This window comes from Lelliottia sp. WB101 (assembly GCF_003051885.1).
GTDB lineage: Bacteria > Pseudomonadota > Gammaproteobacteria > Enterobacterales > Enterobacteriaceae > Enterobacter > Enterobacter nimipressuralis.
Genome location: NZ_CP028520.1, coordinates 2,475,107 through 2,499,188 on the forward strand (window position 1 = coordinate 2,475,107; position 24,082 = coordinate 2,499,188).

General features: G+C 57.9%; 21 protein-coding genes and 1 pseudogene. 20 read left to right on the forward strand and 2 right to left on the reverse strand.

The window, feature by feature from the left end; translation table 11 throughout:
- Window positions 1–2: 2 nt before the first annotated feature.
- The 10 genes from nuoE (at window position 3) to nuoN (ending at window position 12,012) form a co-directional block, all read left to right on the forward strand.
- Complete coding sequence (nuoE, locus tag DAI21_RS11930) at window positions 3–503, forward strand: NADH-quinone oxidoreductase subunit NuoE (protein WP_095282749.1); 501 nt, start codon at window positions 3–5, stop codon at window positions 501–503.
- On the forward strand, window positions 500–1,837 hold the full coding sequence (gene nuoF / locus DAI21_RS11935; RefSeq protein ID WP_100779452.1) for an NADH-quinone oxidoreductase subunit NuoF: 1,338 nt from the start codon (window positions 500–502) through the stop codon (window positions 1,835–1,837). The genes nuoE and nuoF overlap by 4 nt, the downstream gene beginning before the upstream one ends.
- 57 nt (window positions 1,838–1,894) lie before the next feature.
- On the forward strand, window positions 1,895–4,621 hold the full coding sequence (nuoG, locus tag DAI21_RS11940) for an NADH-quinone oxidoreductase subunit NuoG (RefSeq protein WP_123427200.1): 2,727 nt from the start codon (window positions 1,895–1,897) through the stop codon (window positions 4,619–4,621).
- Complete coding sequence (gene nuoH / locus DAI21_RS11945; protein ID WP_095282746.1) at window positions 4,618–5,595, forward strand: NADH-quinone oxidoreductase subunit NuoH; 978 nt, start codon at window positions 4,618–4,620, stop codon at window positions 5,593–5,595. The genes nuoG and nuoH overlap by 4 nt, the downstream gene beginning before the upstream one ends.
- A 13-nt stretch (window positions 5,596–5,608) precedes the next feature.
- A complete protein-coding gene (gene nuoI, locus DAI21_RS11950; RefSeq protein WP_000172742.1) occupies window positions 5,609–6,151 on the forward strand; it encodes an NADH-quinone oxidoreductase subunit NuoI in 543 nt (180 codons plus the stop codon).
- Between the two features lie 10 nt (window positions 6,152–6,161).
- Complete coding sequence (nuoJ, locus tag DAI21_RS11955; RefSeq protein ID WP_100779454.1) at window positions 6,162–6,716, forward strand: NADH-quinone oxidoreductase subunit J; 555 nt, start codon at window positions 6,162–6,164, stop codon at window positions 6,714–6,716.
- Window positions 6,713–7,015 carry an NADH-quinone oxidoreductase subunit NuoK gene (gene nuoK / locus DAI21_RS11960; RefSeq protein ID WP_003861496.1) on the forward strand — a complete coding sequence of 101 codons (303 nt, stop codon included), beginning with the start codon at window positions 6,713–6,715 and terminating at the stop codon, window positions 7,013–7,015. Before nuoJ ends, nuoK begins: the two co-directional genes overlap by 4 nt.
- Window positions 7,012–8,853 carry an NADH-quinone oxidoreductase subunit L gene (gene nuoL / locus DAI21_RS11965; protein ID WP_107703191.1) on the forward strand — a complete coding sequence of 614 codons (1,842 nt, stop codon included), beginning with the start codon at window positions 7,012–7,014 and terminating at the stop codon, window positions 8,851–8,853. The genes nuoK and nuoL overlap by 4 nt, the downstream gene beginning before the upstream one ends.
- Before the next feature lie 165 nt (window positions 8,854–9,018).
- The gene (gene nuoM, locus DAI21_RS11970; protein WP_100779456.1) at window positions 9,019–10,548 is read left to right on the forward strand and encodes an NADH-quinone oxidoreductase subunit M; all 1,530 of its coding nucleotides are present in this window, start codon (window positions 9,019–9,021) and stop codon (window positions 10,546–10,548) included.
- A gap of 6 nt (window positions 10,549–10,554) precedes the next feature.
- Window positions 10,555–12,012 (forward strand): NADH-quinone oxidoreductase subunit NuoN, encoded by a 1,458-nt coding sequence (gene nuoN / locus DAI21_RS11975; protein ID WP_100779457.1) that lies wholly within the window; start codon window positions 10,555–10,557, stop codon window positions 12,010–12,012.
- Between the two features lie 81 nt (window positions 12,013–12,093).
- Here the strand turns inward: nuoN and DAI21_RS11980 are convergent, their stop codons facing one another.
- A complete protein-coding gene (locus tag DAI21_RS11980; RefSeq protein WP_100779458.1) occupies window positions 12,094–13,098 on the reverse strand; it encodes a chemotaxis protein in 1,005 nt (334 codons plus the stop codon).
- A 64-nt stretch (window positions 13,099–13,162) separates the two neighbouring features.
- Entirely contained in the window at window positions 13,163–14,080 is a 918-nt protein-coding gene (gene rnz / locus DAI21_RS11985) for a ribonuclease Z (RefSeq protein ID WP_107703192.1), read from the reverse strand.
- 71 nt (window positions 14,081–14,151) lie between these two features.
- On the opposite strand from rnz, the gene DAI21_RS11990 reads away from it, so the two are divergent.
- The 10 genes and pseudogenes from DAI21_RS11990 (at window position 14,152) to DAI21_RS12035 (ending at window position 24,065) form a co-directional block, all read left to right on the forward strand.
- On the forward strand, window positions 14,152–14,613 hold the full coding sequence (locus DAI21_RS11990; RefSeq protein WP_100779460.1) for a GNAT family N-acetyltransferase: 462 nt from the start codon (window positions 14,152–14,154) through the stop codon (window positions 14,611–14,613).
- Between the two features lie 52 nt (window positions 14,614–14,665).
- On the forward strand, window positions 14,666–14,971 hold the full coding sequence (gene elaB, locus DAI21_RS11995) for a stress response protein ElaB (protein WP_100780844.1): 306 nt from the start codon (window positions 14,666–14,668) through the stop codon (window positions 14,969–14,971).
- A gap of 96 nt (window positions 14,972–15,067) precedes the next feature.
- Window positions 15,068–16,362 (forward strand): annotated as a pseudogene (menF, locus tag DAI21_RS12000) (isochorismate synthase MenF).
- 88 nt (window positions 16,363–16,450) lie between these two features.
- The gene (menD, locus tag DAI21_RS12005; RefSeq protein ID WP_107703193.1) at window positions 16,451–18,121 is read left to right on the forward strand and encodes a 2-succinyl-5-enolpyruvyl-6-hydroxy-3-cyclohexene-1-carboxylic-acid synthase; all 1,671 of its coding nucleotides are present in this window, start codon (window positions 16,451–16,453) and stop codon (window positions 18,119–18,121) included.
- On the forward strand, window positions 18,118–18,894 hold the full coding sequence (gene menH, locus DAI21_RS12010) for a 2-succinyl-6-hydroxy-2,4-cyclohexadiene-1-carboxylate synthase (protein ID WP_107703194.1): 777 nt from the start codon (window positions 18,118–18,120) through the stop codon (window positions 18,892–18,894). Before menD ends, menH begins: the two co-directional genes overlap by 4 nt.
- A complete protein-coding gene (menB, locus tag DAI21_RS12015) occupies window positions 18,891–19,748 on the forward strand; it encodes a 1,4-dihydroxy-2-naphthoyl-CoA synthase (RefSeq protein ID WP_100779464.1) in 858 nt (285 codons plus the stop codon). The genes menH and menB overlap by 4 nt, the downstream gene beginning before the upstream one ends.
- Entirely contained in the window at window positions 19,748–20,713 is a 966-nt protein-coding gene (menC, locus tag DAI21_RS12020; protein WP_107703195.1) for an o-succinylbenzoate synthase, read from the forward strand. The genes menB and menC overlap by 1 nt, the downstream gene beginning before the upstream one ends.
- Window positions 20,710–22,071 (forward strand): o-succinylbenzoate--CoA ligase, encoded by a 1,362-nt coding sequence (gene menE, locus DAI21_RS12025; protein ID WP_107703196.1) that lies wholly within the window; start codon window positions 20,710–20,712, stop codon window positions 22,069–22,071. Before menC ends, menE begins: the two co-directional genes overlap by 4 nt.
- A gap of 159 nt (window positions 22,072–22,230) precedes the next feature.
- On the forward strand, window positions 22,231–22,773 hold the full coding sequence (locus DAI21_RS12030) for a YfaZ family outer membrane protein (protein WP_100779467.1): 543 nt from the start codon (window positions 22,231–22,233) through the stop codon (window positions 22,771–22,773).
- A gap of 92 nt (window positions 22,774–22,865) precedes the next feature.
- Window positions 22,866–24,065, forward strand: a complete 1,200-nt coding sequence (locus tag DAI21_RS12035; RefSeq protein ID WP_100779468.1) for a nicotinamide mononucleotide deamidase-related protein YfaY — start codon at window positions 22,866–22,868, stop codon at window positions 24,063–24,065.
- The last annotated feature ends 17 nt before the right edge of the window (window positions 24,066–24,082 follow it).

Sequence of the window (24,082 nt, forward strand, 5' to 3'; positions counted from 1 at the left end):
TTATGCACGAGAATCAACAACCACAAACCGAGGCTTTTGAGCTGAGTGCGGCAGAACGTGCGGCAATTGAGCACGAAATGCACCACTACGAAGACCCGCGTGCGGCATCCATTGAAGCGCTGAAAATCGTCCAGAAACAGCGTGGTTGGGTACCTGATGGCGCGATCTATGCGATCGCCGACGTGCTGGGTATCCCGGCAAGCGACGTGGAAGGGGTGGCAACATTCTACAGCCAGATCTTCCGCCAGCCGGTGGGCCGTCACGTTATTCGCTATTGCGACAGCGTCGTTTGCCATATCACTGGTTATCAGGGCATCCAGGCTGCACTCGAGAAGAAACTCGATATCAAGCCAGGACAGACGACCTTTGACGGTCGTTTCACGTTGCTGCCAACCTGCTGCCTGGGTAACTGCGACAAGGGGCCGAGCATGATGATTGATGAGGACACTCACAGCCATCTGACGCCGGAAGCAATTCCTGACCTGCTGGAGCGGTACAAATGAAAACAGTCATTCGCACTGCTGAAACCCATCCGCTGACCTGGCGTCTGCGCGATGACAAACAGCCAGTTTGGCTCGAAGAATACCAGAGCAAAAACGGTTACGAAGGGGCGCGTAAAGCGCTCTCAGGCATGGCTCCAGATGAGATCGTTAACGCGGTTAAAGATTCCGGCCTGAAAGGGCGCGGCGGTGCAGGTTTCTCCACCGGTCTTAAGTGGAGCCTGATGCCGAAAGACGAATCCATGAACATCCGTTACCTGCTGTGTAACGCCGATGAAATGGAGCCAGGCACCTATAAAGACCGCCTGCTGATGGAGCAGCTGCCGCACCTGCTGGTGGAAGGCATGCTGATCTCCGCGTTCGCGCTGAAAGCCTATCGTGGTTACATCTTCCTGCGCGGCGAATACATCGAAGCGGCAGAGCACCTGCGCCGCGCGATTGCAGAAGCGACCGAAGCGGGCCTGCTGGGCAAAAACATTCTCGGCACCGGTTTTGATTTTGAGCTGTTCGTGCACACGGGCGCAGGGCGTTATATCTGTGGTGAAGAGACCGCACTGATTAACTCCCTCGAAGGCCGCCGCGCGAACCCACGCTCCAAGCCGCCATTCCCGGCAAGTTCCGGCGTCTGGGGTAAACCGACCTGTGTCAACAACGTCGAAACCTTGTGTAACGTACCGGCTATTCTCGCCAACGGCGTGGAGTGGTATCAGAACATTTCGACCAGCAAAGACGCGGGCACCAAGCTGATGGGCTTCTCCGGCCGCGTCAAAAATCCTGGCCTTTGGGAGCTGCCGTTCGGTACTACCGCACGCGAGATCCTCGAAGACTATGCGGGCGGGATGCGCGATGGCCTGAAATTTAAAGCCTGGCAACCGGGTGGGGCAGGGACCGACTTCCTGACCGAAGCCCACCTCGATCTGCCAATGGAATTTGAAAGCATTGGTAAAGCAGGCAGCCGTCTGGGTACGGCGCTGGCGATGGCCGTGGACCATGAAATTGGCATGGTGTCGCTGGTGCGTAACCTGGAAGAGTTCTTCGCGCGCGAATCCTGCGGCTGGTGTACGCCATGCCGTGATGGTTTGCCATGGAGCGTGAAAATTCTGCGCGCTATCGAGCGCGGCGAAGGCCAGCCGGGCGATATCGAGACACTTGAGCAACTGTGTCGATTCCTCGGTCCGGGCAAAACCTTCTGTGCCCACGCACCAGGTGCCGTTGAGCCATTGCAGAGCGCGATTAAATATTTCCGCGACGAATTCGAAGCAGGCATCAAGCAGCAGTTCAGCAATACCCATTTGATTAATGGTATTCAGCCGAACCTGCTGAAAGCGCGCTGGTAGCGATACTGAATTTTGATTAACGCTCAGTCCCTGACTGAGCCAACTGGAAGCATGCTAATGGCTACGATTCATGTAGACGGCAAAGAATACGAGGTCAACGGGGCCGACAACCTGCTAGAAGCTTGTCTGTCTCTCGGCCTTGATATTCCGTATTTTTGCTGGCATCCGGCGCTGGGCAGCGTCGGTGCTTGCCGCCAGTGTGCGGTGAAGCAATATCAAAACGCGGAAGACACGCGTGGGCGCCTGGTGATGTCCTGTATGACACCAGCGACCGAAGGCACCTTTATTTCGATTGAAGACGAAGAAGCGAAACAGTTCCGCGAGAGCGTCGTGGAATGGTTGATGACCAACCACCCGCACGACTGTCCGGTTTGTGAAGAGGGCGGTAACTGCCATCTTCAGGATATGACCGTTATGACCGGTCATAGCTTCCGTCGCTATCGCTTTACCAAACGTACCCACCGTAATCAGGATCTGGGGCCGTTCATCTCTCACGAAATGAACCGCTGCATCGCCTGCTACCGCTGCGTGCGTTACTACAAAGATTACGCAGACGGTCAGGATCTGGGCGTGTATGGCGCACATGACAACGTCTACTTTGGTCGTCCGGAAGACGGTACGCTTGAAAGCGAATTCTCCGGTAACCTGGTAGAAATCTGCCCGACCGGCGTCTTCACCGACAAAACGCACTCCGAGCGTTACAACCGTAAGTGGGACATGCAGTTTGCGCCAAGCATCTGCCAGCAGTGTTCTCTTGGCTGTAACACCAGCCCGGGCGAGCGCTATGGTGAACTGCGTCGTATCGAAAACCGTTACAACGGTACCGTAAACCACTACTTCCTCTGCGACCGTGGTCGTTTCGGCTATGGCTATGTGAACCTGAAAGACCGTCCGCGTCAGCCGGTTCAGCGTCGTGGCGATGACCTGATCACCCTCAACGCTGAACAAGCGATGCAGGGCGCGGCAGATATTCTGCGCCAGTCGAAGAAAGTGATCGGTATCGGCTCCCCGCGCGCCAGCGTCGAAAGCAACTTTGCGCTGCGTGAGCTGGTGGGTGCGGATAACTTCTACACCGGTATCGCCAACGGCGAGCAGGAACGTCTGCAGCTGGTGCTGAAAGTGCTGCGTGAAGGCGGTATTCGTACCCCGGCGCTGCGCGAAATCGAATCCTATGACGCGGTGCTGGTGCTGGGCGAAGATCTGACTCAGACCGGTGCGCGCGTTGCGCTGGCTGTTCGTCAGGCGGTGAAAGGTAAAGCACGTGAAATGGCAGCGGCCCAGAAAGTGGCTGACTGGCAGATTGCGGCAATCCTGAACATCGGCCAGCGTGCCAAACATCCGCTGTTTGTGACGAACGTCGACAACACCCGTCTGGACGACATCGCGGCGTGGACCTATCGCGCACCGGTGGAAGATCAGGCGCGCCTCGGTTTTGCTATTGCTCACGCGCTGGATAACAGTGCTCCGGCCGTTGAAGGCCTGGATCGTGACCTGCAAAACAAGATCGACGTGATCGTTCAAGCTCTGGCCGGTGCGAAAAAACCACTGATTATTTCCGGCACCAACGCCGGCAGTCCTGATGTGATTCAGGCTGCGGCAAACGTGGCTAAAGCGCTGAAAGGGCGTGGGGCAGACGTGGGTGTGACCATGATTGCGCGCGCAGTGAACAGCGTCGGTCTGGGACTGATTGGCGGCGGTTCTCTGGAAGCGGCGTTAAGCGAACTCGAATCGGGTGCGGCTGACGGCGTTATCGTGCTTGAGAACGACTTGCATCGTCATGCTTCTGCGGCTCGCGTGGATGCCGCTCTGTCTAAAGCGCCGTTGGTGATGGTAATCGACCATCAGCGCACCGCGATTATGGACAAAGCGCACCTCGTGCTCTCTGCGGCAAGCTTCGCCGAAAGCGACGGTACAGTTATCAACAACGAAGGTCGCGCACAGCGTTTCTTCCAGGTTTATGACCCGTCTTATTACGACAGCAACACCGTGATGCTGGAAAGCTGGCGCTGGCTGCACTCGCTGCACAGCACCGTAGAAAACCGTCAGGTGGACTGGACGCAGCTCGATGATGTGATCGATGCCGTAGTTGCAAAACTGCCGCAGCTGGCGGGCATTAAAGAAGCCGCGCCGGACGCGAGCTTCCGCATTCGCGGCCAGAAACTGGCCCGTGAACCGCACCGTTACAGTGGTCGTACCGCCATGCGCGCGAACATCAGCGTGCACGAACCGCGTCAGCCGCAGGATAAAGACACGATGTTCGCCTTCTCCATGGAAGGGAACAACCAGCCGTCTGCACCGCGCTCTCAGGTTCCGTTCGCATGGGCACCAGGCTGGAACTCCCCGCAGGCATGGAACAAGTTCCAGGCGGAAGTGGGCGGCTCTCTGCGCCACGGTGACCCAGGTGTTCGTCTGATCGAAGCGAGCGAAACGGGTCTGGAGTACTTCACGACCGTTCCGGCAAGTTTCGAAGCGCAGGAAGGCAACTGGCGTATCGCGCCGTACTACCATCTGTTCGGTAGCGACGAGATGTCCCAGCGCTCTCCGGTATTCCAGACGCGCATGCCGCAGCCTTACATCAAGCTCAATCCGGCGGATGCCGCGAAGCTTGGCGTCAACGCGGGCAGCCAGGTCTCCTTTAGCTATGAAGGCCAGACCATCAGTCTGCCGCTGGTTATCGCCGAAGGTCTGACAGCAGGGCAGGTGGGTCTGCCGATGGGTCTGCCGGGCATCGCTCCGGTACTGGCGGGCGCGCGTCTTGATAATCTGCAGGAGGCACAAGCATGAGTTGGTTAACGCCGGATCTCATCGAAATTCTGTTAAGCATTCTCAAGGCGGTGGTCATTCTGCTGGTGGTTGTCACCTGCGGCGCGTTCATGAGCTTTGGTGAACGTCGTCTGCTCGGTCTGTTCCAGAACCGTTACGGACCGAACCGCGTGGGCTGGGGTGGTTCACTCCAGCTGGTCGCGGACATGATCAAGATGTTCTTTAAAGAAGACTGGATCCCGAAATTCTCGGATCGCGTCATCTTTACTCTGGCACCGATGATCGCCTTTACCTCACTGCTGCTGGCCTTTGCTATCGTTCCGGTCAGTCCGACCTGGGTGGTTGCTGACCTGAACATCGGGATCCTGTTCTTCCTGATGATGGCGGGTCTTGCGGTGTACGCGGTGCTGTTTGCGGGCTGGTCCAGTAACAATAAATACTCGCTGCTCGGTGCGATGCGTGCGTCTGCGCAAACCCTGAGCTACGAAGTGTTCCTGGGTCTTTCCCTGATGGGCGTGGTGGCGCAGGCAGGTTCATTCAACATGACCGACATCGTCAACAACCAGGCCGACATCTGGAACGTTATTCCGCAGTTCTTTGGTTTTGTCACCTTTGCTATCGCGGGCGTGGCGGTGTGTCACCGTCACCCGTTTGACCAGCCAGAAGCCGAGCAGGAACTGGCCGACGGTTATCACATTGAATATTCCGGTATGAAATTCGGTCTGTTCTTTGTGGGCGAGTACATCGGTATCGTCACCATTTCCGCGTTGATGGTAACGCTGTTCTTTGGTGGCTGGCATGGCCCGTTCTTACCGCCGTTCATCTGGTTCGCGCTGAAAACCGCGTTCTTCATGATGATGTTCATTTTGATTCGCGCCTCATTACCGCGTCCGCGTTATGACCAGGTAATGTCCTTCGGCTGGAAAGTGTGCCTGCCGCTGACGCTAGTCAACTTGTTGGTAACGGCAGCTGTCATTCTCTGGCAGCAGCCATAAGGGGCAATAGACCATGACCTTAAAAGAATTATTGGTAGGTTTCGGCACCCAGGTACGCAGTATCTGGATGATCGGCCTGCACGCGTTTGCAAAACGCGAAACCCAGATGTATCCGGAAGAGCCGGTCTATCTGCCGCCGCGCTACCGTGGCCGTATCGTGCTGACCCGCGATCCGGACGGCGAAGAGCGCTGCGTTGCCTGTAACCTGTGTGCGGTAGCCTGTCCGGTTGGCTGTATCTCTTTGCAGAAAGCAGAGACCAAAGACGGCCGCTGGTACCCTGAGTTCTTCCGCATTAACTTCTCACGCTGCATCTTCTGCGGTCTGTGTGAAGAAGCGTGCCCAACCACGGCGATTCAGCTGACTCCAGATTTCGAACTGGGTGAGTACAAGCGTCAGGACCTGGTGTACGAGAAAGAGGATCTGCTGATTTCCGGTCCGGGCAAATACCCGGAATATAACTTCTACCGGATGGCGGGTATGGCAATCGACGGCAAAGATAAGGGCGAAGCAGAGAACGAAGCTAAGCCTATCGACGTCAAGAGCCTGTTACCGTAAGGAGAGGGCAATGGAATTCGCTTTTTATATCTGTGGCCTTATCGCCATCCTGGCCACGCTGCGAGTGATTACGCACACCAATCCGGTGCATGCGTTGCTTTACTTAATCATTTCGCTTCTGGCTATTTCCGGCGTGTTCTTCGCGCTGGGCGCCCACTTTGCGGGTGCGCTGGAGATCATCGTCTACGCCGGGGCCATTATGGTTCTGTTCGTGTTCGTCGTCATGATGCTGAACCTGGGCGGCTCTGAAATTGAACAAGAGCGTCAGTGGTTGAAACCGCAGGTATGGATTGGCCCGGCGATTCTGTCGGCCATCATGCTGGCAGTGATCGTTTACGCGATTCTCGGCGTGAACGATCAGGGTATCGACGGTACGCCGATCAGCGCGAAAGCGGTCGGTATCACGCTGTTTGGTCCGTACGTACTGGCCGTTGAACTGGCGTCGATGCTGCTGCTGGCGGGTCTGGTCGTTGCCTTCCACGTTGGCCGCGAAGATCGTGCCGGCGAAGTGCTGAGCAACCGTGCGAATGACAGCGCGAAAAGAAAAACGGAGGAGCGCGCATGATCCCCTTAACACATGGACTGATCCTCGCCGCGATTTTGTTCGTTCTGGGCTTAACCGGTCTGGTTATCCGCCGCAATCTGCTGTTTATGCTGATCGGTCTGGAAATCATGATCAACGCTTCCGCGCTGGCCTTTGTGGTCGCCGGTAGCTACTGGGGCCAGACCGATGGTCAGGTGATGTATATTCTCGCCATCAGCCTTGCGGCTGCCGAAGCGAGTATTGGCCTGGCGCTGTTACTGCAGCTCCATCGTCGCCGCCAGAACCTGAACATCGATTCAGTAAGTGAGTTGCGTGGATGAACATGCTTGCCTTAACCATTATTTTCCCGTTGATCGGCTTTGTGCTGCTGGCTTTCTCCCGCGGTCGCTGGTCGGAAAATCTGTCAGCCACCGTGGGCATCGGCTCTATCGGCCTAGCTGCGCTGGTCACCGCTTACGCGGGTATCGACTTCTTTAACAACGGCAAGCAGGTGTTCAGCCTGCCGCTGTGGACCTGGATGTCGGTCGGCAATTTCAACATCGGTTTCAGCCTGGTACTGGATGGTCTCTCCCTGACCATGCTCTCCGTGGTCACCGGCGTTGGTTTCCTGATCCACATGTTCGCCTCCTGGTATATGCGCGGTGAAGAGGGTTACTCCCGCTTCTTCGCCTACACCAACCTGTTTATCGCCAGCATGGTTGTTCTGGTGCTGGGTGATAACCTGCTGCTGATGTATCTCGGCTGGGAAGGCGTGGGTCTCTGTTCTTACCTGCTGATCGGTTTCTACTACACCGATCCGAAGAATGGCGCAGCCGCCATGAAAGCGTTCGTCGTGACCCGCGTGGGTGACGTATTCCTCGCTTTCGCACTGTTCATTCTTTACAACGAACTGGGCACGCTGAACTTCCGCGAAATGGTGGAACTGGCGCCAGCGCACTTCGAAGCAGGCAACAACATGCTGACGTGGGCAACGCTGATGCTGCTGGGTGGTGCCGTGGGTAAATCCGCGCAGCTGCCGTTGCAGACCTGGCTTGCGGACGCGATGGCAGGCCCAACGCCTGTCTCCGCGCTGATCCACGCCGCGACCATGGTGACCGCCGGTGTCTACCTGATTGCACGTACGCATGGCCTGTTCCTGATGACGCCGGAAATTCTGCATCTTGTCGGTATCGTCGGTGCGGTAACTCTGGTGCTGGCGGGCTTTGCCGCGCTGGTTCAGACAGACATCAAACGCGTTCTCGCTTACTCCACCATGAGCCAGATTGGTTACATGTTCCTGGCGCTGGGCGTGCAGGCATGGGACGCAGCGATCTTCCACCTGATGACGCACGCGTTCTTTAAAGCGCTGCTGTTCCTCTCGTCCGGCTCCGTCATTCTGGCGTGCCATCACGAGCAGAACATCTTCAAGATGGGCGGTCTGCGCAAATCGATTCCGCTGGTGTATGTCTGCTTCCTGGTGGGCGGCGCGGCGCTGTCGGCACTGCCGATCATCACTGCGGGCTTCTTCAGTAAGGACGAAATCCTTGCGGGCGCCATGGCAAATGGTCATATCAATCTGATGGTGGCAGGTCTGGTCGGTGCGTTCATGACCTCCCTGTATACCTTCCGTATGATTTTCATCGTCTTCCACGGTAAAGAACAAATTCACGCTCACGCAGGGAAGGGGATTACTCACCACCTGCCGCTGCTGGTTCTGCTGGTGCTCTCTACCTTCGTTGGCGCGATGATTGTGCCACCGTTGCAGGGCGTACTGCCGGATACTACCGAGCTTGAGCACGGTCGCGTTCTGACGCTTGAAATCACCTCCGGTGTGGTCGCTATCGCAGGCATCTTGATTGCTGCATGGCTGTGGCTGGGCAAACGTACTCTGGTGACGGCTGTTGCTAACAGTGCGCCAGGCCGTCTGCTGGGCACCTGGTGGTATAACGCGTGGGGCTTCGACTGGCTGTACGACATGATCTTCGTTAAGCCGTTCCTGGGCGTTGCATGGTTGCTGAAACGCGATCCGATGAACTCCATGATGAACATCCCGGCAGTGCTGTCCCGCTTTGCAGGTAAAGGCCTGCTGTTGAGCGAGAACGGCTATCTGCGCTGGTATGTGGCATCCATGAGCATTGGTGCGGTCGTCGTGCTGGCGCTGCTGATGGTGTTGCGTTGATCTGAGATTGGGTTTGCCCGGTGGTACAAGCCGGGCCTACAAGAGCGTAGGTCGGATAAGCGTGAGTGCCACCCGACATAACAAACCCAGTCCGAAGTGAATGTTCCGTGAGAATTCGTTGAAAATCGGCCCCGGCTGGGGCCTTAAAAAGGAATAAAAATCGCCATGTTACTACCCTGGCTAATATTAATTCCCTTCATTGGTGGGTTCCTGTGCTGGCAGACCGAACGCTTTGGCGTGAAGATGCCGCGCTGGATTGCGCTGATCACCATGGGATTGACGCTCGCGCTTGGTCTGCAACTGTGGTTGCAGGGCGGCTATTCTCTGACGCAGTCTGCGGGTATTCCGCAGTGGCAGTCTGAATTTATCCTGCCATGGATACCGCGCTTTGGTATCACAATCCACCTCGCCATCGACGGTCTGTCGCTGCTGATGGTGGTGCTGACCGGTCTGCTCGGCGTTCTGGCGGTGCTCTGTTCCTGGAACGAGATTCAAAAATACCAGGGCTTCTTCCACCTGAACCTGATGTGGATCCTGGGCGGCGTTATCGGCGTGTTCCTTGCCATCGACATGTTCCTGTTCTTCTTCTTCTGGGAGATGATGCTGGTGCCGATGTACTTCCTGATCGCGCTGTGGGGCCATAAGGCATCCGACGGTAAAACGCGTATCACGGCGGCCACCAAGTTCTTCATCTACACCCAGGCGAGTGGTCTGGTAATGTTGATTGCTATCCTGGCGCTGGTGTTCGTGCACTACAACGCGACCGGTGTCTGGACCTTCAACTATCAGGACCTGCTGAAAACGCCAATGTCTCACGGCGTTGAATACCTGCTGATGCTGGGCTTCTTCATTGCGTTTGCGGTGAAAATGCCGGTGGTTCCGTTGCACGGCTGGCTGCCAGACGCGCACTCTCAGGCACCCACGGCGGGTTCCGTTGACCTGGCGGGGATCTTGCTGAAAACCGCGGCCTACGGTCTGCTGCGCTTTGCGCTGCCGCTGTTCCCGAACGCCTCCGCGGAGTTTGCACCGATTGCGATGTGGCTCGGTGTGATTGGTATCTTCTACGGCGCATGGATGGCTTTCACGCAGTACGACATCAAACGTCTTATCGCGTACACCTCCGTTTCCCACATGGGCTTCGTGCTGATTGCCATCTACACCGGCAGCCAGCTGGCGTACCAGGGGGCGGTGATTCAGATGATTGCACACGGTCTGTCTGCGGCGGGTCTCTTCATCCTCTGTGGTCAGCTGTACGAACGTCTGCATACCCGTGACATGCGCATGATGGGCGGTCTGTGGAGCAAAATTAAGTGGTTGCCAGCCCTGTCGATGTTCTTCGCAGTGGCGACGCTGGGTATGCCGGGTACCGGTAACTTTGTCGGCGAATTCATGATTCTGTTCGGCAGCTTTAAAGTGGTTCCGGTCATTACGGTTATCTCCACTTTCGGCCTGGTCTTCGCGTCCGTTTACTCGCTGGCGATGCTGCATCGCGCTTACTTCGGTAAAGCGAAGAGCCAAATTGCGGCGCAAGAACTGCCGGGAATGTCGCTGCGCGAACTGTTCATCGTTCTGCTGCTGGTCGTACTGCTGGTGCTGCTGGGCTTCTATCCGCAGCCGATTCTGGATACCTCGCATTCCGCGATGGGTAACATCCAGCAGTGGTTTGTTAATTCTGCTTCTAATACAAGGCTGTAAATCGCCATGACAATAACTCCACAACAACTGATCGCGCTGCTACCGCTGCTGATCGTCGGATTGACGGTGGTGGTTGTGATGCTCTCCATTGCGTGGCGACGCAATCACTTCCTGAATGCCACACTGTCGGTTTTAGGTCTGAACGCTGCGTTAGTCTCCCTCTGGTTTGTTGGCCAGGCGGGCGCAATGGATGTCACCCCGCTGATGCGCGTTGACGGTTTTGCGATGCTGTACACCGGGCTGGTCCTGCTGGCGAGCCTGGCGACCTGCACCTTTGCGTATCCATGGCTCGAAGGCTACAACGACAACAAAGAAGAGTTTTACCTGCTGGTTCTGATTGCCGCCCTCGGCGGGATCCTGCTGGCGAACGCGAACCATCTCGCGGCCCTGTTCCTCGGTATTGAGTTGATCTCACTGCCGCTGTTCGGCCTGATTGGTTATGCGTTCCGTCAGAAGCGCTCTCTGGAAGCGAGTATCAAGTATACGATTCTGTCTGCTGCCGCCTCGTCTTTCCTGCTATTTGGTATGGCGCTGTTGTACGCACAGTCCGGTAACCTGTCGTTTGTGGCGCTCGGTAAGAGCCTCGGCGACAACATGCTGCACGAACCGCTGCTGCTGGCGGGTCTGGGCATGATGATTGTCGGTCTTGGCTTTAAACTCTCTCTGGTTCCGTTCCACCTGTGGACGCCAGACGTGTATCAGGGCGCTCCGGCACCTGTCTCCACCTTCCTGGCGACAGCGAGTAAAATCGCGATCTTCGGCGTGGTGATGCGTCTGTTCCTGTACGCTCCAGTGGGTGACAGCGAAGCGGTGCGCGTGGTGCTCGGCATTATCGCCTTCGCCTCCATCATCTTCGGTAACCTGATGGCGCTGAGCCAGACCAACATCAAGCGTCTGCTTGGTTATTCGTCTATCTCCCACCTGGGTTATCTGCTGGTGGCGCTGATTGCCCTGCAGAGCGGCTCCATGTCGATGGAAACCGTCGGTGTTTACCTGGCCGGTTACCTGTTCAGCAGCCTCGGCGCGTTCGGCGTCGTGAGTCTGATGTCCAGCCCATACCGTGGTCCGGATGCCGATTCACTGTTCTCCTACCGTGGTCTGTTCTGGCACCGTCCGATTCTGTCTGCGGTAATGACGGTGATGATGCTGTCACTGGCGGGTATCCCGATGACGCTGGGCTTTATCGGTAAGTTCTACGTGCTGGCCGTCGGTGTGCAGTCTGGCCTGTGGTGGCTGACGGCTGCGGTGGTTATCGGCTCCGCAATCGGTCTGTACTACTATCTGCGTGTGGCGGTGAGCCTGTATCTGTCGGCGCCACAGCAGCTGAACCGCGATGCACCAACCAACTGGCAGTACAGCGCCGGCGGTATTGTGGTGCTGATCTCCGCGCTGCTGGTACTGATCTTCGGTATCTATCCGCAGCCGCTGATCACCCTGGTGCAGCATGCGATGCCGCTGATGTAATTGTCTCAGACATAAAAAAACCCGCCTCGGCGGGTTTTTTATTGCGGGTGAGCAAAGCGCTACCCGGCAATCAGACTCAAATCAAGCCAGCTGTTTGCGGCTAATCAGCGGCCCATCAATCTTCTTCATCGACCGATCCAGCACTTCCTCAATCACCGATGACAGCTCGTTAAGCTCAAACTTCGCCACATAGCCATCGGCCTTCACCTTGCGGATATGGTCTTCGTTGGCGTTTCCGGACAGTGAGGAGTGGATCACCACCGGAATATGCTTGAGGATCTCGTCGGATTTGATTTTGCGCGTCAGCGTAAACCCGTCCATCTCCGGCATCTCGAGGTCGGTCAGCACCAGCGCGATTTTATCGGTGATCGGCACGCCTTCGGCCTGTGCCTGTGCAGCCAGCACGCCAATTTTTTCCCACGCCTCTTTGCCGGTGATATGCAGCTGGGCCGGGATGTTCATCGCCTCCAGCCCTTTTTCCAACATGGAGCGGGCAACCTTAGAATCTTCCGCCACAATCGCCACCGCGCCAGGCTTGATGTTGAATTTGCTGATTTTCAGATTATTGGCGTGCAGATCGTGGTTCGCCGGGGTGATGTCATACAAAATCTGCTCAACGTCGAGCACCATCGCCAGATCGTTGGTATCCGTCTCTTCATCGAGGCAGGCGATGCTGGTGATGTAGCGTCCGCTGACGGCGGTTTCCGCTGCATGGACCTGCTTCCAGTCCAGACGCATGATGTTTTCTACCGACTCCACGGCAAACGCCTGCACGCTACGGGCGTACTCGGTGATCAGCAGAATGTTCAAACCGGTGGCGGGTTTACAGCCGGCCACCGCCGAAAGATCGATGACCGGGATCACCTGATCGCGAATATTCACCATACCCATCAGCGGCGACTTCATGCCCGCGGGCTTGGTGAATTCCGGCATCGGTACAATTTCACGCAGCTTAAAAACGTTAATGCCAAACAGCTCAGACTTGTTCTCATTCAACGAGGTACCGAGGCGGAACAGCAACAGTTCAAACCGGTTCGACAGGGTCAGATTGGCCCTGTCATCAATATCTTTCTGGAAATTATCCATTTTACCCTCAAGTGAGATGCTTGCCTTTTAATCGTTATCGGCACGCCGAGGGAAAAGTGAAGGGCTAAACGCAAACCTGCATGAAATCGTGGGCCAGCTCGCACTCTTTGAACACTTCCCGGCACTCCGCCAGCAGCGCCGCGCAGCCCTGGGCATCGTAGCGAGAGCTGACGTGGGTGACGATCAGTTTCTGCACGCCTGCGTCTCTGGCAAGGGTTGCCGCCTGACGCGTAGAGCTGTGCCCACGGCTGTTGGCTTTCTCTTCCATTGCCGTCTCAAGCGTCGCCTCGTGGACCAGCAGATCAACGTTGTGCGCCAGAAGCAGCGCTTCAGGGCAGGGCGCCGTATCGCCAAAGATCGCCACTTTTTTACCGGGAACCGGGGCCGCGAGATAGGCCTGACCGTTAACAACGCGGCCGTCATCCAGCGTCACGGTTTCGCCATTTTTCAGCTGCTGGAACAGCGGGCCTGGTTTGATGCCGTCGGCAATCAGCGCCGCGGCGTCCAGTGCGCCGGGTTTATCGTGTTCATCCACACGATAGCCGTAGCACTCCACCGGATGATTCAGCGGCTGCGCGGTCACCGTAAAACGCGCGTCCTGGAACACCACGCCTTCAGCGATCTCGATCACCTCCAGCGGATAATCGGTCCACGATCCGCTCAGGCGCAGCGTAGTCTCGACAAACGCCCGAATGCCCTTCGGACCGTAGATCGTCAGCGGTCTGGCGTTCCCGGCCATCGAGCGGCTGCACAGCAGCCCTGGCAGACCAAACAGATGGTCGCCGTGTAGATGAGTGATAAAAATTTTATCCAGCTTGCCGGGGTGATACGCGGTGTGTAACAGCTGATGCTGCGTCCCTTCACCACAGTCGAAAAGCCATAAACCCGCATGCGTCGGGTGCTGTAAATCGAGCAGGATTGCCGTCACATTTCGTGATCGGGTTGGCACACCGGCGGACGTACCGAGAAAAATCAGTTCCATAACATCATCAGACTCTATGACTCACGAGAAGTGTTTAGTATAACGGGATGATACTTAAGAAGGAGCCTGACATGATCCAGTGGCAAGATTTACATCACAGTGAACTGACCGTTTCCGCCCTTTACGCGTTACTCAAATTACGTTGCGAAGTGTTTGTCGTCGAGCAGACCTGCCCCTATCAGGATATCGACGGCGATGACCTGGTCGGTGAGAACCGCCATATCCTCGGCTGGAAAGATGACGCGCTGGTGGCGTATGCGAGGATTCTGAAAAGTGAAGACGATTTCGACCCGGTGGTGATTGGTCGGGTGATCATCAGCAGCAACGCGCGAGGTGAAAAACTCGGCTATAAGCTGATGGAACAGACGCTCGAATCCTGCAAAAAACAGTGGCCAGACAAGGCGTTATATCTCGGCGCACAGGCGCATCTGCAGCCATTCTATGCCCACTTTGGGTTCGCCCCGGTAACAGAGGTGTACGACGAAGACGGTATTCCGCATATCGGCATGGCGAGGGAAGCGAAACAGGCGTAATAGCCTGTCGTTGTCTATAGTTAGGGACTGAAGCACTCACATGGAGAAAAATATGTCATTTCAATCCTGGGATTCCCGTATCGACGACGACCTGGCGCTGCTTAGTGAAACACTGGAAGAGGTGCTGCGCTCTTCAGGCGACCCGGCAGACCAAAAGTATATTGAGCTGAAAGCGCGTGCTGAACAGGCGCTGGAAGAGGTCAAACACCGCGTCAGCAATGCCTCCGACAACTACTATTACCGCGCCAAAAAAGCGGTCTATCGTGCCGATGATTACGTGCACGAAAAACCGTGGCAGGGCATTGGCGTAGGGGCGGCTGCCGGCCTGGTGCTGGGGCTTCTGCTCTCCCGCCGCTAAGTTTATGCAAAAACGGTGACCCCTCCCTAAACGTGGGTACTGCTTTTTACGGTAAGTACCCCGTATAATGTGAGGTTTTAACAGGGAGAGGTCAGCGTGCATTCGATTTCAATTGCGATTGAACGTCTTGGTCAGTTTCTGGCTCAAGCGTTTCCGCCCACACCCGGCACGCGTCATGTTGACGTCTCTTTCCCGTTAAACGATGCCTTCGATCCCCTTGCCTGGCTGGGTGCTCAGGTGGCCTATCCTCAGTTTTACTGGCAACAGCGTAGTGGTGAGGAAGAGCTGGCCGCCCTCGGCGCGGTGCACCATTTCTCGTCACTCTCGCTCGCCCGCCAGTTTCTCCAGACTCACGAACTTTCCGATGACACCCGCATTTGCGGCCTGAATGCGTTTGCTCCTGAAAAGAGCCACCTGTTTCTGCCGCGCCTGCTCTGGCTGCGGCTGGGGGCGTGGCGACACTGCGACTGAACCTGTCGAGCGACCATTCGCTTGCGGATGATGTGCAGCAGGCGAGAGCCTTTTTACAGCAGCTCTCACCCGCCAGAACAATCACCCCGCTCGCTCCGCACAAGGTACGCGAAACGCACCTGCCTGAAAAACCGGAGTGGCTGCGGCTGATTTCGCAGGCCACCGAGACCATTGCCAGCGGTGCATTCGAAAAAGTGGTGCTGGCGCGGGCGACGGATTTGCACTTCGATCGGGGCATCAATGCTATCGCTCTGATGGCTGCCAGCCGTCGGCTGAACTTCAACTGCTACCATTTCTGCATGGTATTCGACGCCCACAGCGCGTTTATGGGCTCCTCGCCGGAGCGCTTATGGCGTCGACGCGGCAACCACCTTCGCACCGAAGCGCTGGCGGGCACCGTGGCCAGCCATCCTGACGATCGCCAGGCTCAGCATCTGGGCGAATGGCTGCTGGCCGACGACAAAAACCAGCGTGAAAACATGCTGGTGGTGGAAGACATCTGTCAGCGGCTACAGCACCATACCCAGGCGCTGGAAGTGCTTCCGGCGCAAATCGTTCGTCTGCGCAAGGTGCAGCATCTGCGCCGCTGTATCTGGACCGAGTTAAAACACCCCGATGACGAGCAGTGCCTCCAGCTATTGCAGCCGACGGCCGCTGTCGCCGGTTTGCCGCGCCTGTCAGCGCGCGATTTTATTCATACACATGAACCGTTCGACCGGGAGTGGTACGCCGGATCGGCCGGATATCTCTCTTTGGCACAAAGCGAGTTTTGCGTGGCGCTTCGCAGCGCGCGCGTCAGTGATTCAGCAGTCAGACTGTACGCCGGGGCAGGGATTGTCAGTGGGTCCGTGCCTGAGGACGAGTGGCAGGAGATAGAAAACAAAGCCGCAGGGCTGAGAACACTGCTCCTTATGGATTAATACTGAGTCGCACATTCCCGATTCATATCAAAATTCAATCACTCTCTATTATTTATACTGTGTCTTAATATTGATACCGGACAATTTCATGTCAGTAAGTTCTTTTAACCGCCGCTGGGCGACGGTCATTCTTGAAGCCCTGACGCGCCATGGCGTCAGGCATGTGTGTATTGCGCCGGGCTCACGTTCTACGCCGCTGACGCTGGCGGCGGCAGAAAACCGGGCGTTTATTCATCACACCCATTTTGATGAACGCGGTCTTGGTCATCTGGCGCTCGGGCTGGCAAAAGTCAGCCAGGCACCCGTGGCGGTGATTGTGACGTCCGGTACGGCGGTGGCAAATCTCTATCCGGCTCTGATTGAAGCCGGGCTGACGGGCGAAAAACTCATTCTCCTCACCGCGGACCGACCGCCAGAGCTGATCGACTGCGGCGCCAACCAGGCGATCCGCCAGCCGGGTATCTTTGCTTCTCATCCATCCCAGTCGATCGCGTTACCGCGCCCGACTCAGGACATTCCCGCCAGCTGGCTGGTGTCGACGCTTGATAACGCGCTCGGCTCCCTGCGCAGTGGCGCACTGCATATCAACTGCCCGTTCGCCGAACCGCTGTACGGCGAAATGGACAACACCGGCGTTGAGTGGCAGCAAGCCCTCGGCAACTGGTGGCGCAGCGATAAACCCTGGCTGCGCGTACAAACGCATCTTGAAAGCGCCAGACAGCGCGACTGGTTTTTCTGGCGACAAAAACGCGGCGTCGTTCTCGCCGGGCGCATGAGCGCCGCCGAAGGCAAGATGGTGGCCGAATGGGCGCAAAACCTGGGCTGGCCGCTGATTGGCGATGTGCTTTCGCAAACCGGGCAGCCGCTGCCGTGCGCCGATCTCTGGCTGGGAAATGCCAAAGCGGTAACGGAACTGTCGCAGGCACAAATCGTGGTTCAGCTCGGCTCAAGCCTTACGGGTAAGCGCCTGTTACAGTGGCAGGCCACCTGCGATCCGGAAGAGTACTGGCTGGTGGACCCGCTGGAAGGACGGCTGGATCCGGCGCACCATCGCGGGCGTCGTCTGGTCAGCACCATCGACGAATGGCTGGATGCGCATCCGGCGGAAAAACGTCAGCCGTGGGCGACGGATATTCCGGCGTTGTCGCGCCAGGCCTGGGAGTTAACCTCCCGCCAGTGCGAAGGCTTTGGCGAGGCTGAGCTGGCGCACCGCATCCGCCACTATCTGCCGGAGCAGGGCCAGCTGTTTGTCGGCAACAGCCTGGTGGTGCGTCTGATTGATGCCCTGTCAAAACTGCCGGCCGGGTATCCGGTTTACAGCAACCGTGGCGCCAGCGGAATTGACGGTTTAATCTCTACGGCGGCGGGCGTGCAGCGCGCCAGCGCGAAATCGACCCTGGCGATTGTCGGGGATTTATCGGCGCTGTATGACCTGAACGCGCTGGCACTGCTGCGCCAGGTCTCTGCGCCGTTTGTGCTGATTGTGGTGAACAATAACGGCGGGCAGATTTTCTCCCTGCTGCCGACGCCGCAAAGCGAGCGCGAGCGATTCTATCTGATGCCGCAAAACGTGCAGTTTGAACACGCCGCGGCGATGTTTAGCCTCAAATACCATCGCCCGGAGAGCTGGGCCGATCTTGACGACGCGCTCAGTCGCGCCTGGCGGCAGCCGGGCACCACGCTGATTGAGCTGGTGGTCAACGATTCCGACGGCGCGCAGACGCTGCAAAGCCTGCTCGCCCAGGTGAGCCATCTATGATTCTGGCCGGTGAAAGGCGTGCCGGTAAGCCAGGGTTGCCCTGGCTGGTCTTCCTGCACGGTTTTTCCGGCGACTGTCGCGAATGGCAGACGGTGGGCGCTAAGTTGCCCGATCATCCGCAGCTGTATCTGGATCTCCCAGGGCACGGCGGTTCACAGGATATTGCCGTCTCTGGGTTCAGCGACGTGAGCCAGCTGCTGACCAATACTCTACTTAGTTACAACATGCTTAACTACTGGCTGGTGGGGTACTCTCTCGGCGGCCGCGTCGCGATGGTTCATGCCTGTCGGCAGCCGAAAGGGCTGGCGGGGCTGATTGTCGAGGGCGGTCATCCGGGCCTGTGCGATGCGACAGCGCGAGAGGCGCGAGCCGAATCTGACCGCCGCTGGGCGCAACGTTTTCGCGATGAACCGCTGCCGTCAGTGTTTCGTGCCTGGTATCAGCAGCCGGTTTTTGCCTCACTGACTGACGCGCAGCGTGACGAACTCATTGCCCTGCGCAGCCAAAATAATGGCGCGACGCTTGCCGCCATGCTGCAGGCCACATCCCTGGCGAACCAACCTGATTTACGCGCGGCGCTGAACGCCCGCACGACGCCTTTTCACTATGTGTATGGCGAGCGCGACGAGAAGTTTGCAGCCCTCGCGGCTGAACTTAACGCCGAACGCCATGTGATTCCCAATGCCGGACACAACGCCCACCGGGACAATCCCGCTGCGGTTGCCGCGAGTCTGGCGCAGATACTGCGTTTTCGAATAAAGGACATCCTATGATCTACCCTGATGAACAAATGCTGTATGCCCCCGTTGAATGGCAAGACTGCTCCGAAGGCTATACGGATATTCGTTACCACAAATCGACGGACGGCATTGCCAAAATCACCATCAACCGTCCGCAGGTGCGTAACGCGTTTCGTCCCCTGACCGTGAAAGAGATGATGCAGGCGCTGGCCGATGCACGTTACGACGATAACGTCGGCGTGATCGTTCTGACCGGCGAAGGCGACAAAGCTTTCTGCGCGGGCGGCGATCAGAAAGTGCGCGGCGACTACGGCGGATATCAGGATGACTCCGGCGTACATCACCTGAATGTGCTCGATTTCCAGCGCCAGATCCGCACCTGTCCAAAACCGGTCGTGGCGATGGTTGCTGGCTACTCCATCGGTGGCGGCCATGTGCTGCACATGATGTGTGATCTGACGATTGCCGCTGAGAACGCCATTTTCGGCCAGACCGGTCCGAAAGTCGGCTCCTTCGACGGCGGCTGGGGCGCGTCCTATATGGCGCGCATTGTCGGTCAGAAAAAAGCGCGTGAAATTTGGTTCCTGTGCCGTCAGTACGACGCCAAAGAGGCGCTGGATATGGGCCTCGTCAACACGGTGGTGCCGATTGCCGATCTGGAAAAAGAGACCGTTCGCTGGTGTCGCGAAATGCTGCAAAACAGCCCAATGGCGCTGCGCTGCCTGAAAGCGGCACTGAACGCCGACTGCGACGGTCAGGCCGGTCTGCAGGAGCTGGCGGGTAACGCCACTATGTTGTTCTACATGACCGAAGAAGGGCAGGAAGGCCGCAACGCGTTTAACGAAAAACGCCAGCCGGACTTCAGCAAATACAAACGGAATCCGTAATGCGTCGCGCGCAGGTTTACCGCTGGCAGATACCCATGGACGCGGGCGTGGTGCTGCGTGAACGGCGGTTAAAAACCCGTGACGGTCTCTTCGTCCATCTGCAGCAGGGCGAACAGCAGGGTTGGGGCGAAATCTCGCCTCTGCCGGGCTTTAGCCTTGAGTCCCTTGAGGACGCCCAGGCCGCGCTGCTGAGCTGGGTGAATGCCTGGCGCGAAGGGGCTTCTCCGGCACTGCCGGAGGTGCCTTCTGCCGCCTTCGGTATTAGCTGCGCGCTGGCCGAGCTGGACGGCACGCTGCCGGACGCGGCGGATTACCGCGCCGCGCCGCTCTGCTCGGGCGATCCGGACGAACTGTTTGCCGCCCTTAGCGCTATGCCCGGCGAGAAAGTCGCCAAGGTCAAAGTGGGCCTGTACGAAGCGGTACGCGATGGCATGGTGGTCAATTTGCTGCTCGAAGCGATTCCGGATTTGCGTCTGCGTCTGGATGCAAACCGCGCGTGGACGCCGCTCAAGGCGCAGCAGTTCGCGAAGTACGTCAATCCGGCGTATCGCGATCGCATCGCATTTATGGAAGAGCCGTGCAAAACCCGCGACGACTCGCGCGCCTTTGCGCAGGAGACGGGAATTGCCATTGCCTGGGATGAAAGCCTGCGTGAAGCGGATTTCCAGTTTCTCGCCGAGCCGGGCGTAAGTGCGGTGGTGATCAAGCCGACGCTGACGGGCAGCCTGGATAAGGTGCGCAAGCAGGTGGCTGCGGCCCACGCTCTCGGCCTGACGGCGGTGATAAGTTCTTCCATTGAGTCGAGCCTTGGCCTGACGCAACTGGCGCGGATTGCCGCGTGGCTCACCCCGCAGACCATTCCGGGGCTGGACACGCTCAATCTGATGCAGGCCCAGCTGGTGCGTCGCTGGCCGGAGAATACGCTCCCGCTGGTGGACGTTGAGGCGCTGGAGCCACTGCTATGAGCTTTACCGACTGGCCGTGGCGGCACTGGTGTCAGCAAAAAGCCGACAAACCCGCGCTGCGCCTGAACAGTGACACGCTGACCTGGCATCAGCTGTGCCAGCGCGTTGATGCGTTGGCAAGCGGCTTCCGTCAGCAGGGCGTGCAGGATGGCGACGGGGTAATGCTGATGGCGCAAAACCATCCCAGCACTCTGCTGGCCTGGCTGGCATTACTGCAATGCGGCGCGCGGATTTTACCCGTCAACCCGCAGCTTCCACGTCCGCTGCTGAATGTATTAATTCCCCAGATGACGTTGCGTTTTGCGCTGGTGCTGGATGGCGAGTTCGACGGATTGCCACCGGTGTTGATGCGCGAATCAGCAGGTCACTACGCCGCCCCCTGGCAACCTGCGCGGCTGGCGTCCATGACGCTCACCTCCGGGTCCACCGGTCTGCCAAAAGCGGCGGTACATACCTGCGACGCGCATCTTGCCAGCGCGCAGGGGGTGCTCTCTCTGATGCCTTATGACGACGATGATGACTGGCTGCTTTCCCTGCCTCTTTTTCATGTCTCCGGACAGGGGATTTTGTGGCGTTGGCTGCTGGCCGGCGCGCGATTAACCGTGCGTGAAAAACAGCCCCTTGAGCGGATGCTGGAGGGCTGCACGCATGCCTCGCTGGTGCCGACGCAGCTCTGGCGTTTGCTGAATCACCCTGATCCTGTCGCTCTTAGGGCCGTCCTGCTGGGCGGTGCGGCGATCCCCGTTGAGTTAACCCTTCGGGCGCAAGAGCAGGGGATCAAAACCTGGTGCGGATACGGGCTGACGGAATTCGCCTCGACAGTTTGTGCGAAAGAAGCCGACGGGCAACCGGATGTCGGGAGTGCGCTACCGGGGCGCGAGGTCCAGATTGTTGAAGGTGAGGTCTGGCTCCGGGCCAAAAGTATGGCCAGCGGCTACTGGCGCGACGGCGGATTAGCGCCGCTTGCCAATGCGCAAGGCTGGTTTGCTACCCGCGATCGTGGAGAGTTACATGACGGCCGTCTGACCCTTGTCGGGCGCATGGATAATCTCTTTTTCAGCGGCGGAGAAGGCATTCAGCCGGAAGAGCTGGAGCGCGTCATTAGCGGGCATCCGCTGATTCATCAGGTTTTCATCGTGCCGCTGGACGACGCCGAATTTGGTCAGCGACCGGTGGCGGTGGTCGAATGCGCAGAAAACGCGGATATCACGACCTTCCCGGAGTGGGTGGGCGATAAGCTGGCGCGTTTCCAGCAGCCGCGACACTGGCTGGTTCTGCCCGCTGAGCTGAAAAGCGGTGGGATCAAAATCTCCCGTCGGGCGCTGCAGCAGTGGGTGAACGCTTTTCTGAAAGGCTAGCGTTTTCAGGCAGCTGCTGCGGCGGGCTAACGCCAGAAAGTTTCAAATCGTTACAATCTAAACGTCATACGCACCGATAGCGCATTGATCCCTGGATTTCTCGGGTTAAAATCGCGCGGTTTTGGGATATCTATTTTAAATGAGTGCGGGATCACGACAATGAAAAAAGTGGCATTACTGGGCCTGAGCGGCCTGATGTTTGTATCTGCGGCGGCAAATGCAATCTCTTTTAGCGGCCAGGCGGGTAAGGATTACACCCACCTCGGTTTTGGCATGGGCACAGAGACGTCTGGCCTGGCGATGACCGGCGGCTGGACTCACAACGATGACGACGGCGATGCCGCGAGCCTCGGTCTGGGCCTGAACATTCCGCTGGGTCCATTCCTGGCGACCGTTGGCGGGAAAGGTATCTACACTAACCCGAACGACGGCGACGAAGGCTACGCAGCAGCAGTGGGCGGCGGTTTGCAGTGGAAAATCGGCGACAGCTTCGGTCTGTTTGGTGAGTACTACTACTCTCCGGATTCCCTCTCCAGCGGTATCGACAGCTATGAAGAAGCCAACGCCGGTGCGCGCTGGACGATCATGCGTCCGATCACCATCGAAGCCGGTTATCGCTACCTGAACCTCGCCGGTAAAGACGGCAACCGCGACAACGCGCTGGCCGATGGCCCGTACGTGGGCGTGAGCGCAGGATTCTGATTTTAGGGTGCGGCGTCCTGCCGCACCTGTTTCTCTCTTCCCCCACATCTGATTGCGCTATAGTGTTTCCACTAAATAAGTGGGAGAACACGATGATAAGCGTGGAAATGTTGTCCACTGGCGACGAAGTGCTGCATGGACAAATTACCGATACCAATGCGGCCTGGCTGGCCAATTTTTTCTTTGAGCAGGGATTACCGTTAACGCGCCGTAATACCGTCGGCGATAGCCTCGAGTCGCTGGTCAACGTGCTGCGTGAGCGCAGCGAACATGCGGATGTCCTGATCGTCAACGGTGGCCTCGGGCCAACCAGCGACGACCTCAGCGCACTGGCAGCGGCGACGGCCAAAGGCGAAGGGCTGGTGCTGCATAAAGAGTGGCTGGTGCAGATGGAGCGCTTCTTCAGCGAGCGTGGCCGGGTGATGGCGCCCAGCAACCGCAAGCAGGCGGAAATCCCCGCCAGCGCCGAGTTTATTAATAATCCAGTTGGCACGGCCTGCGGTTTTGCAGTCAAGCTTAACCGCTGCCTGATGTTCTTTACCCCCGGCGTTCCCTCTGAATTTAAAGTGATGGTCGAGCAGGAAATTATGCCGCGCCTGCGCGAGCGGTTCACACTGCCGGAGCCGCCGATTTGCCTGCGCCTCACCACCTTTGGCCGTTCGGAAAGCGATCTGGCGCAAAGCCTCGATCCCCTTGAGCTGCCGGAAGGGGTATCAATGGGCTACCGCTCCTCAATGCCCATAATCGAGCTGAAACTGACCGGCCCGGCGACGCAAAAAGCGGCGATGCTGGCGGCATGGCCTGAGGTGCAGCGCGTAGCGGGTGAGAATCTGATCTTTGAAGGCACCGAAGGATTACCGGCGCAAATCGCCCGTCATCTTCAGGAGCGTCAATTGAGCCTGACCCTGAGCGAGCAGTTCACCGGTGGTTTGCTGGCGCTGCAACTCTCGCGGGCTAACGCCTCGCTGCTGGCGAGTGAAGTGGTGCCTTCGCAGGAAGAGACGCTCGCGCAAACTGCCCACTGGACGGCCGATCGTCGGGTCAACCATTTCGCCGGGTTGGCGCTGGCGGTGACTGGCCTTGAAGATGAGCATCTCAACTTTGCCCTCGCCACACCGCAGGGCACTCACGCTCTGCGCGTAAAAATGAGCGCCACGCGCTACAGCCTGCAGGTGCGCCAGGAGGTGTGCGCGATGATGGCGTTGAATATGCTGCGCCGCTGGCTGAATGGCAAAGAGGTCGCCAGCGATCATGGCTGGATTGAGGTGGTGGAAACACTGTTTATCGAGTGAAAAAACCGGGGCAAAAC

Bases quoted from the DNA above. Each gene is read 5' to 3' on its own strand.
- nuoE (WP_095282749.1), top strand. From the start codon at position 3: ATGCACGAGAATCAACAACCACAAACCGAGGCTTTTGAGCTGAGTGCG.
- nuoF (WP_100779452.1), top strand. From the start codon at position 500: ATGAAAACAGTCATTCGCACTGCTGAAACCCATCCGCTGACCTGGCGT.
- nuoG (WP_123427200.1), top strand. From the start codon at position 1,895: ATGGCTACGATTCATGTAGACGGCAAAGAATACGAGGTCAACGGGGCC.
- nuoH (WP_095282746.1), top strand. From the start codon at position 4,618: ATGAGTTGGTTAACGCCGGATCTCATCGAAATTCTGTTAAGCATTCTC.
- nuoI (WP_000172742.1), top strand. From the start codon at position 5,609: ATGACCTTAAAAGAATTATTGGTAGGTTTCGGCACCCAGGTACGCAGT.
- nuoJ (WP_100779454.1), top strand. From the start codon at position 6,162: ATGGAATTCGCTTTTTATATCTGTGGCCTTATCGCCATCCTGGCCACG.
- nuoK (WP_003861496.1), top strand. From the start codon at position 6,713: ATGATCCCCTTAACACATGGACTGATCCTCGCCGCGATTTTGTTCGTT.
- nuoL (WP_107703191.1), top strand. From the start codon at position 7,012: ATGAACATGCTTGCCTTAACCATTATTTTCCCGTTGATCGGCTTTGTG.
- nuoM (WP_100779456.1), top strand. From the start codon at position 9,019: ATGTTACTACCCTGGCTAATATTAATTCCCTTCATTGGTGGGTTCCTG.
- nuoN (WP_100779457.1), top strand. From the start codon at position 10,555: ATGACAATAACTCCACAACAACTGATCGCGCTGCTACCGCTGCTGATC.
- DAI21_RS11980 (WP_100779458.1), bottom strand. From the start codon at position 13,098: ATGGATAATTTCCAGAAAGATATTGATGACAGGGCCAATCTGACCCTG.
- rnz (WP_107703192.1), bottom strand. From the start codon at position 14,080: ATGGAACTGATTTTTCTCGGTACGTCCGCCGGTGTGCCAACCCGATCA.
- DAI21_RS11990 (WP_100779460.1), top strand. From the start codon at position 14,152: ATGATCCAGTGGCAAGATTTACATCACAGTGAACTGACCGTTTCCGCC.
- elaB (WP_100780844.1), top strand. From the start codon at position 14,666: ATGTCATTTCAATCCTGGGATTCCCGTATCGACGACGACCTGGCGCTG.
- menD (WP_107703193.1), top strand. From the start codon at position 16,451: ATGTCAGTAAGTTCTTTTAACCGCCGCTGGGCGACGGTCATTCTTGAA.
- menH (WP_107703194.1), top strand. From the start codon at position 18,118: ATGATTCTGGCCGGTGAAAGGCGTGCCGGTAAGCCAGGGTTGCCCTGG.
- menB (WP_100779464.1), top strand. From the start codon at position 18,891: ATGATCTACCCTGATGAACAAATGCTGTATGCCCCCGTTGAATGGCAA.
- menC (WP_107703195.1), top strand. From the start codon at position 19,748: ATGCGTCGCGCGCAGGTTTACCGCTGGCAGATACCCATGGACGCGGGC.
- menE (WP_107703196.1), top strand. From the start codon at position 20,710: ATGAGCTTTACCGACTGGCCGTGGCGGCACTGGTGTCAGCAAAAAGCC.
- DAI21_RS12030 (WP_100779467.1), top strand. From the start codon at position 22,231: ATGAAAAAAGTGGCATTACTGGGCCTGAGCGGCCTGATGTTTGTATCT.
- DAI21_RS12035 (WP_100779468.1), top strand. From the start codon at position 22,866: ATGATAAGCGTGGAAATGTTGTCCACTGGCGACGAAGTGCTGCATGGA.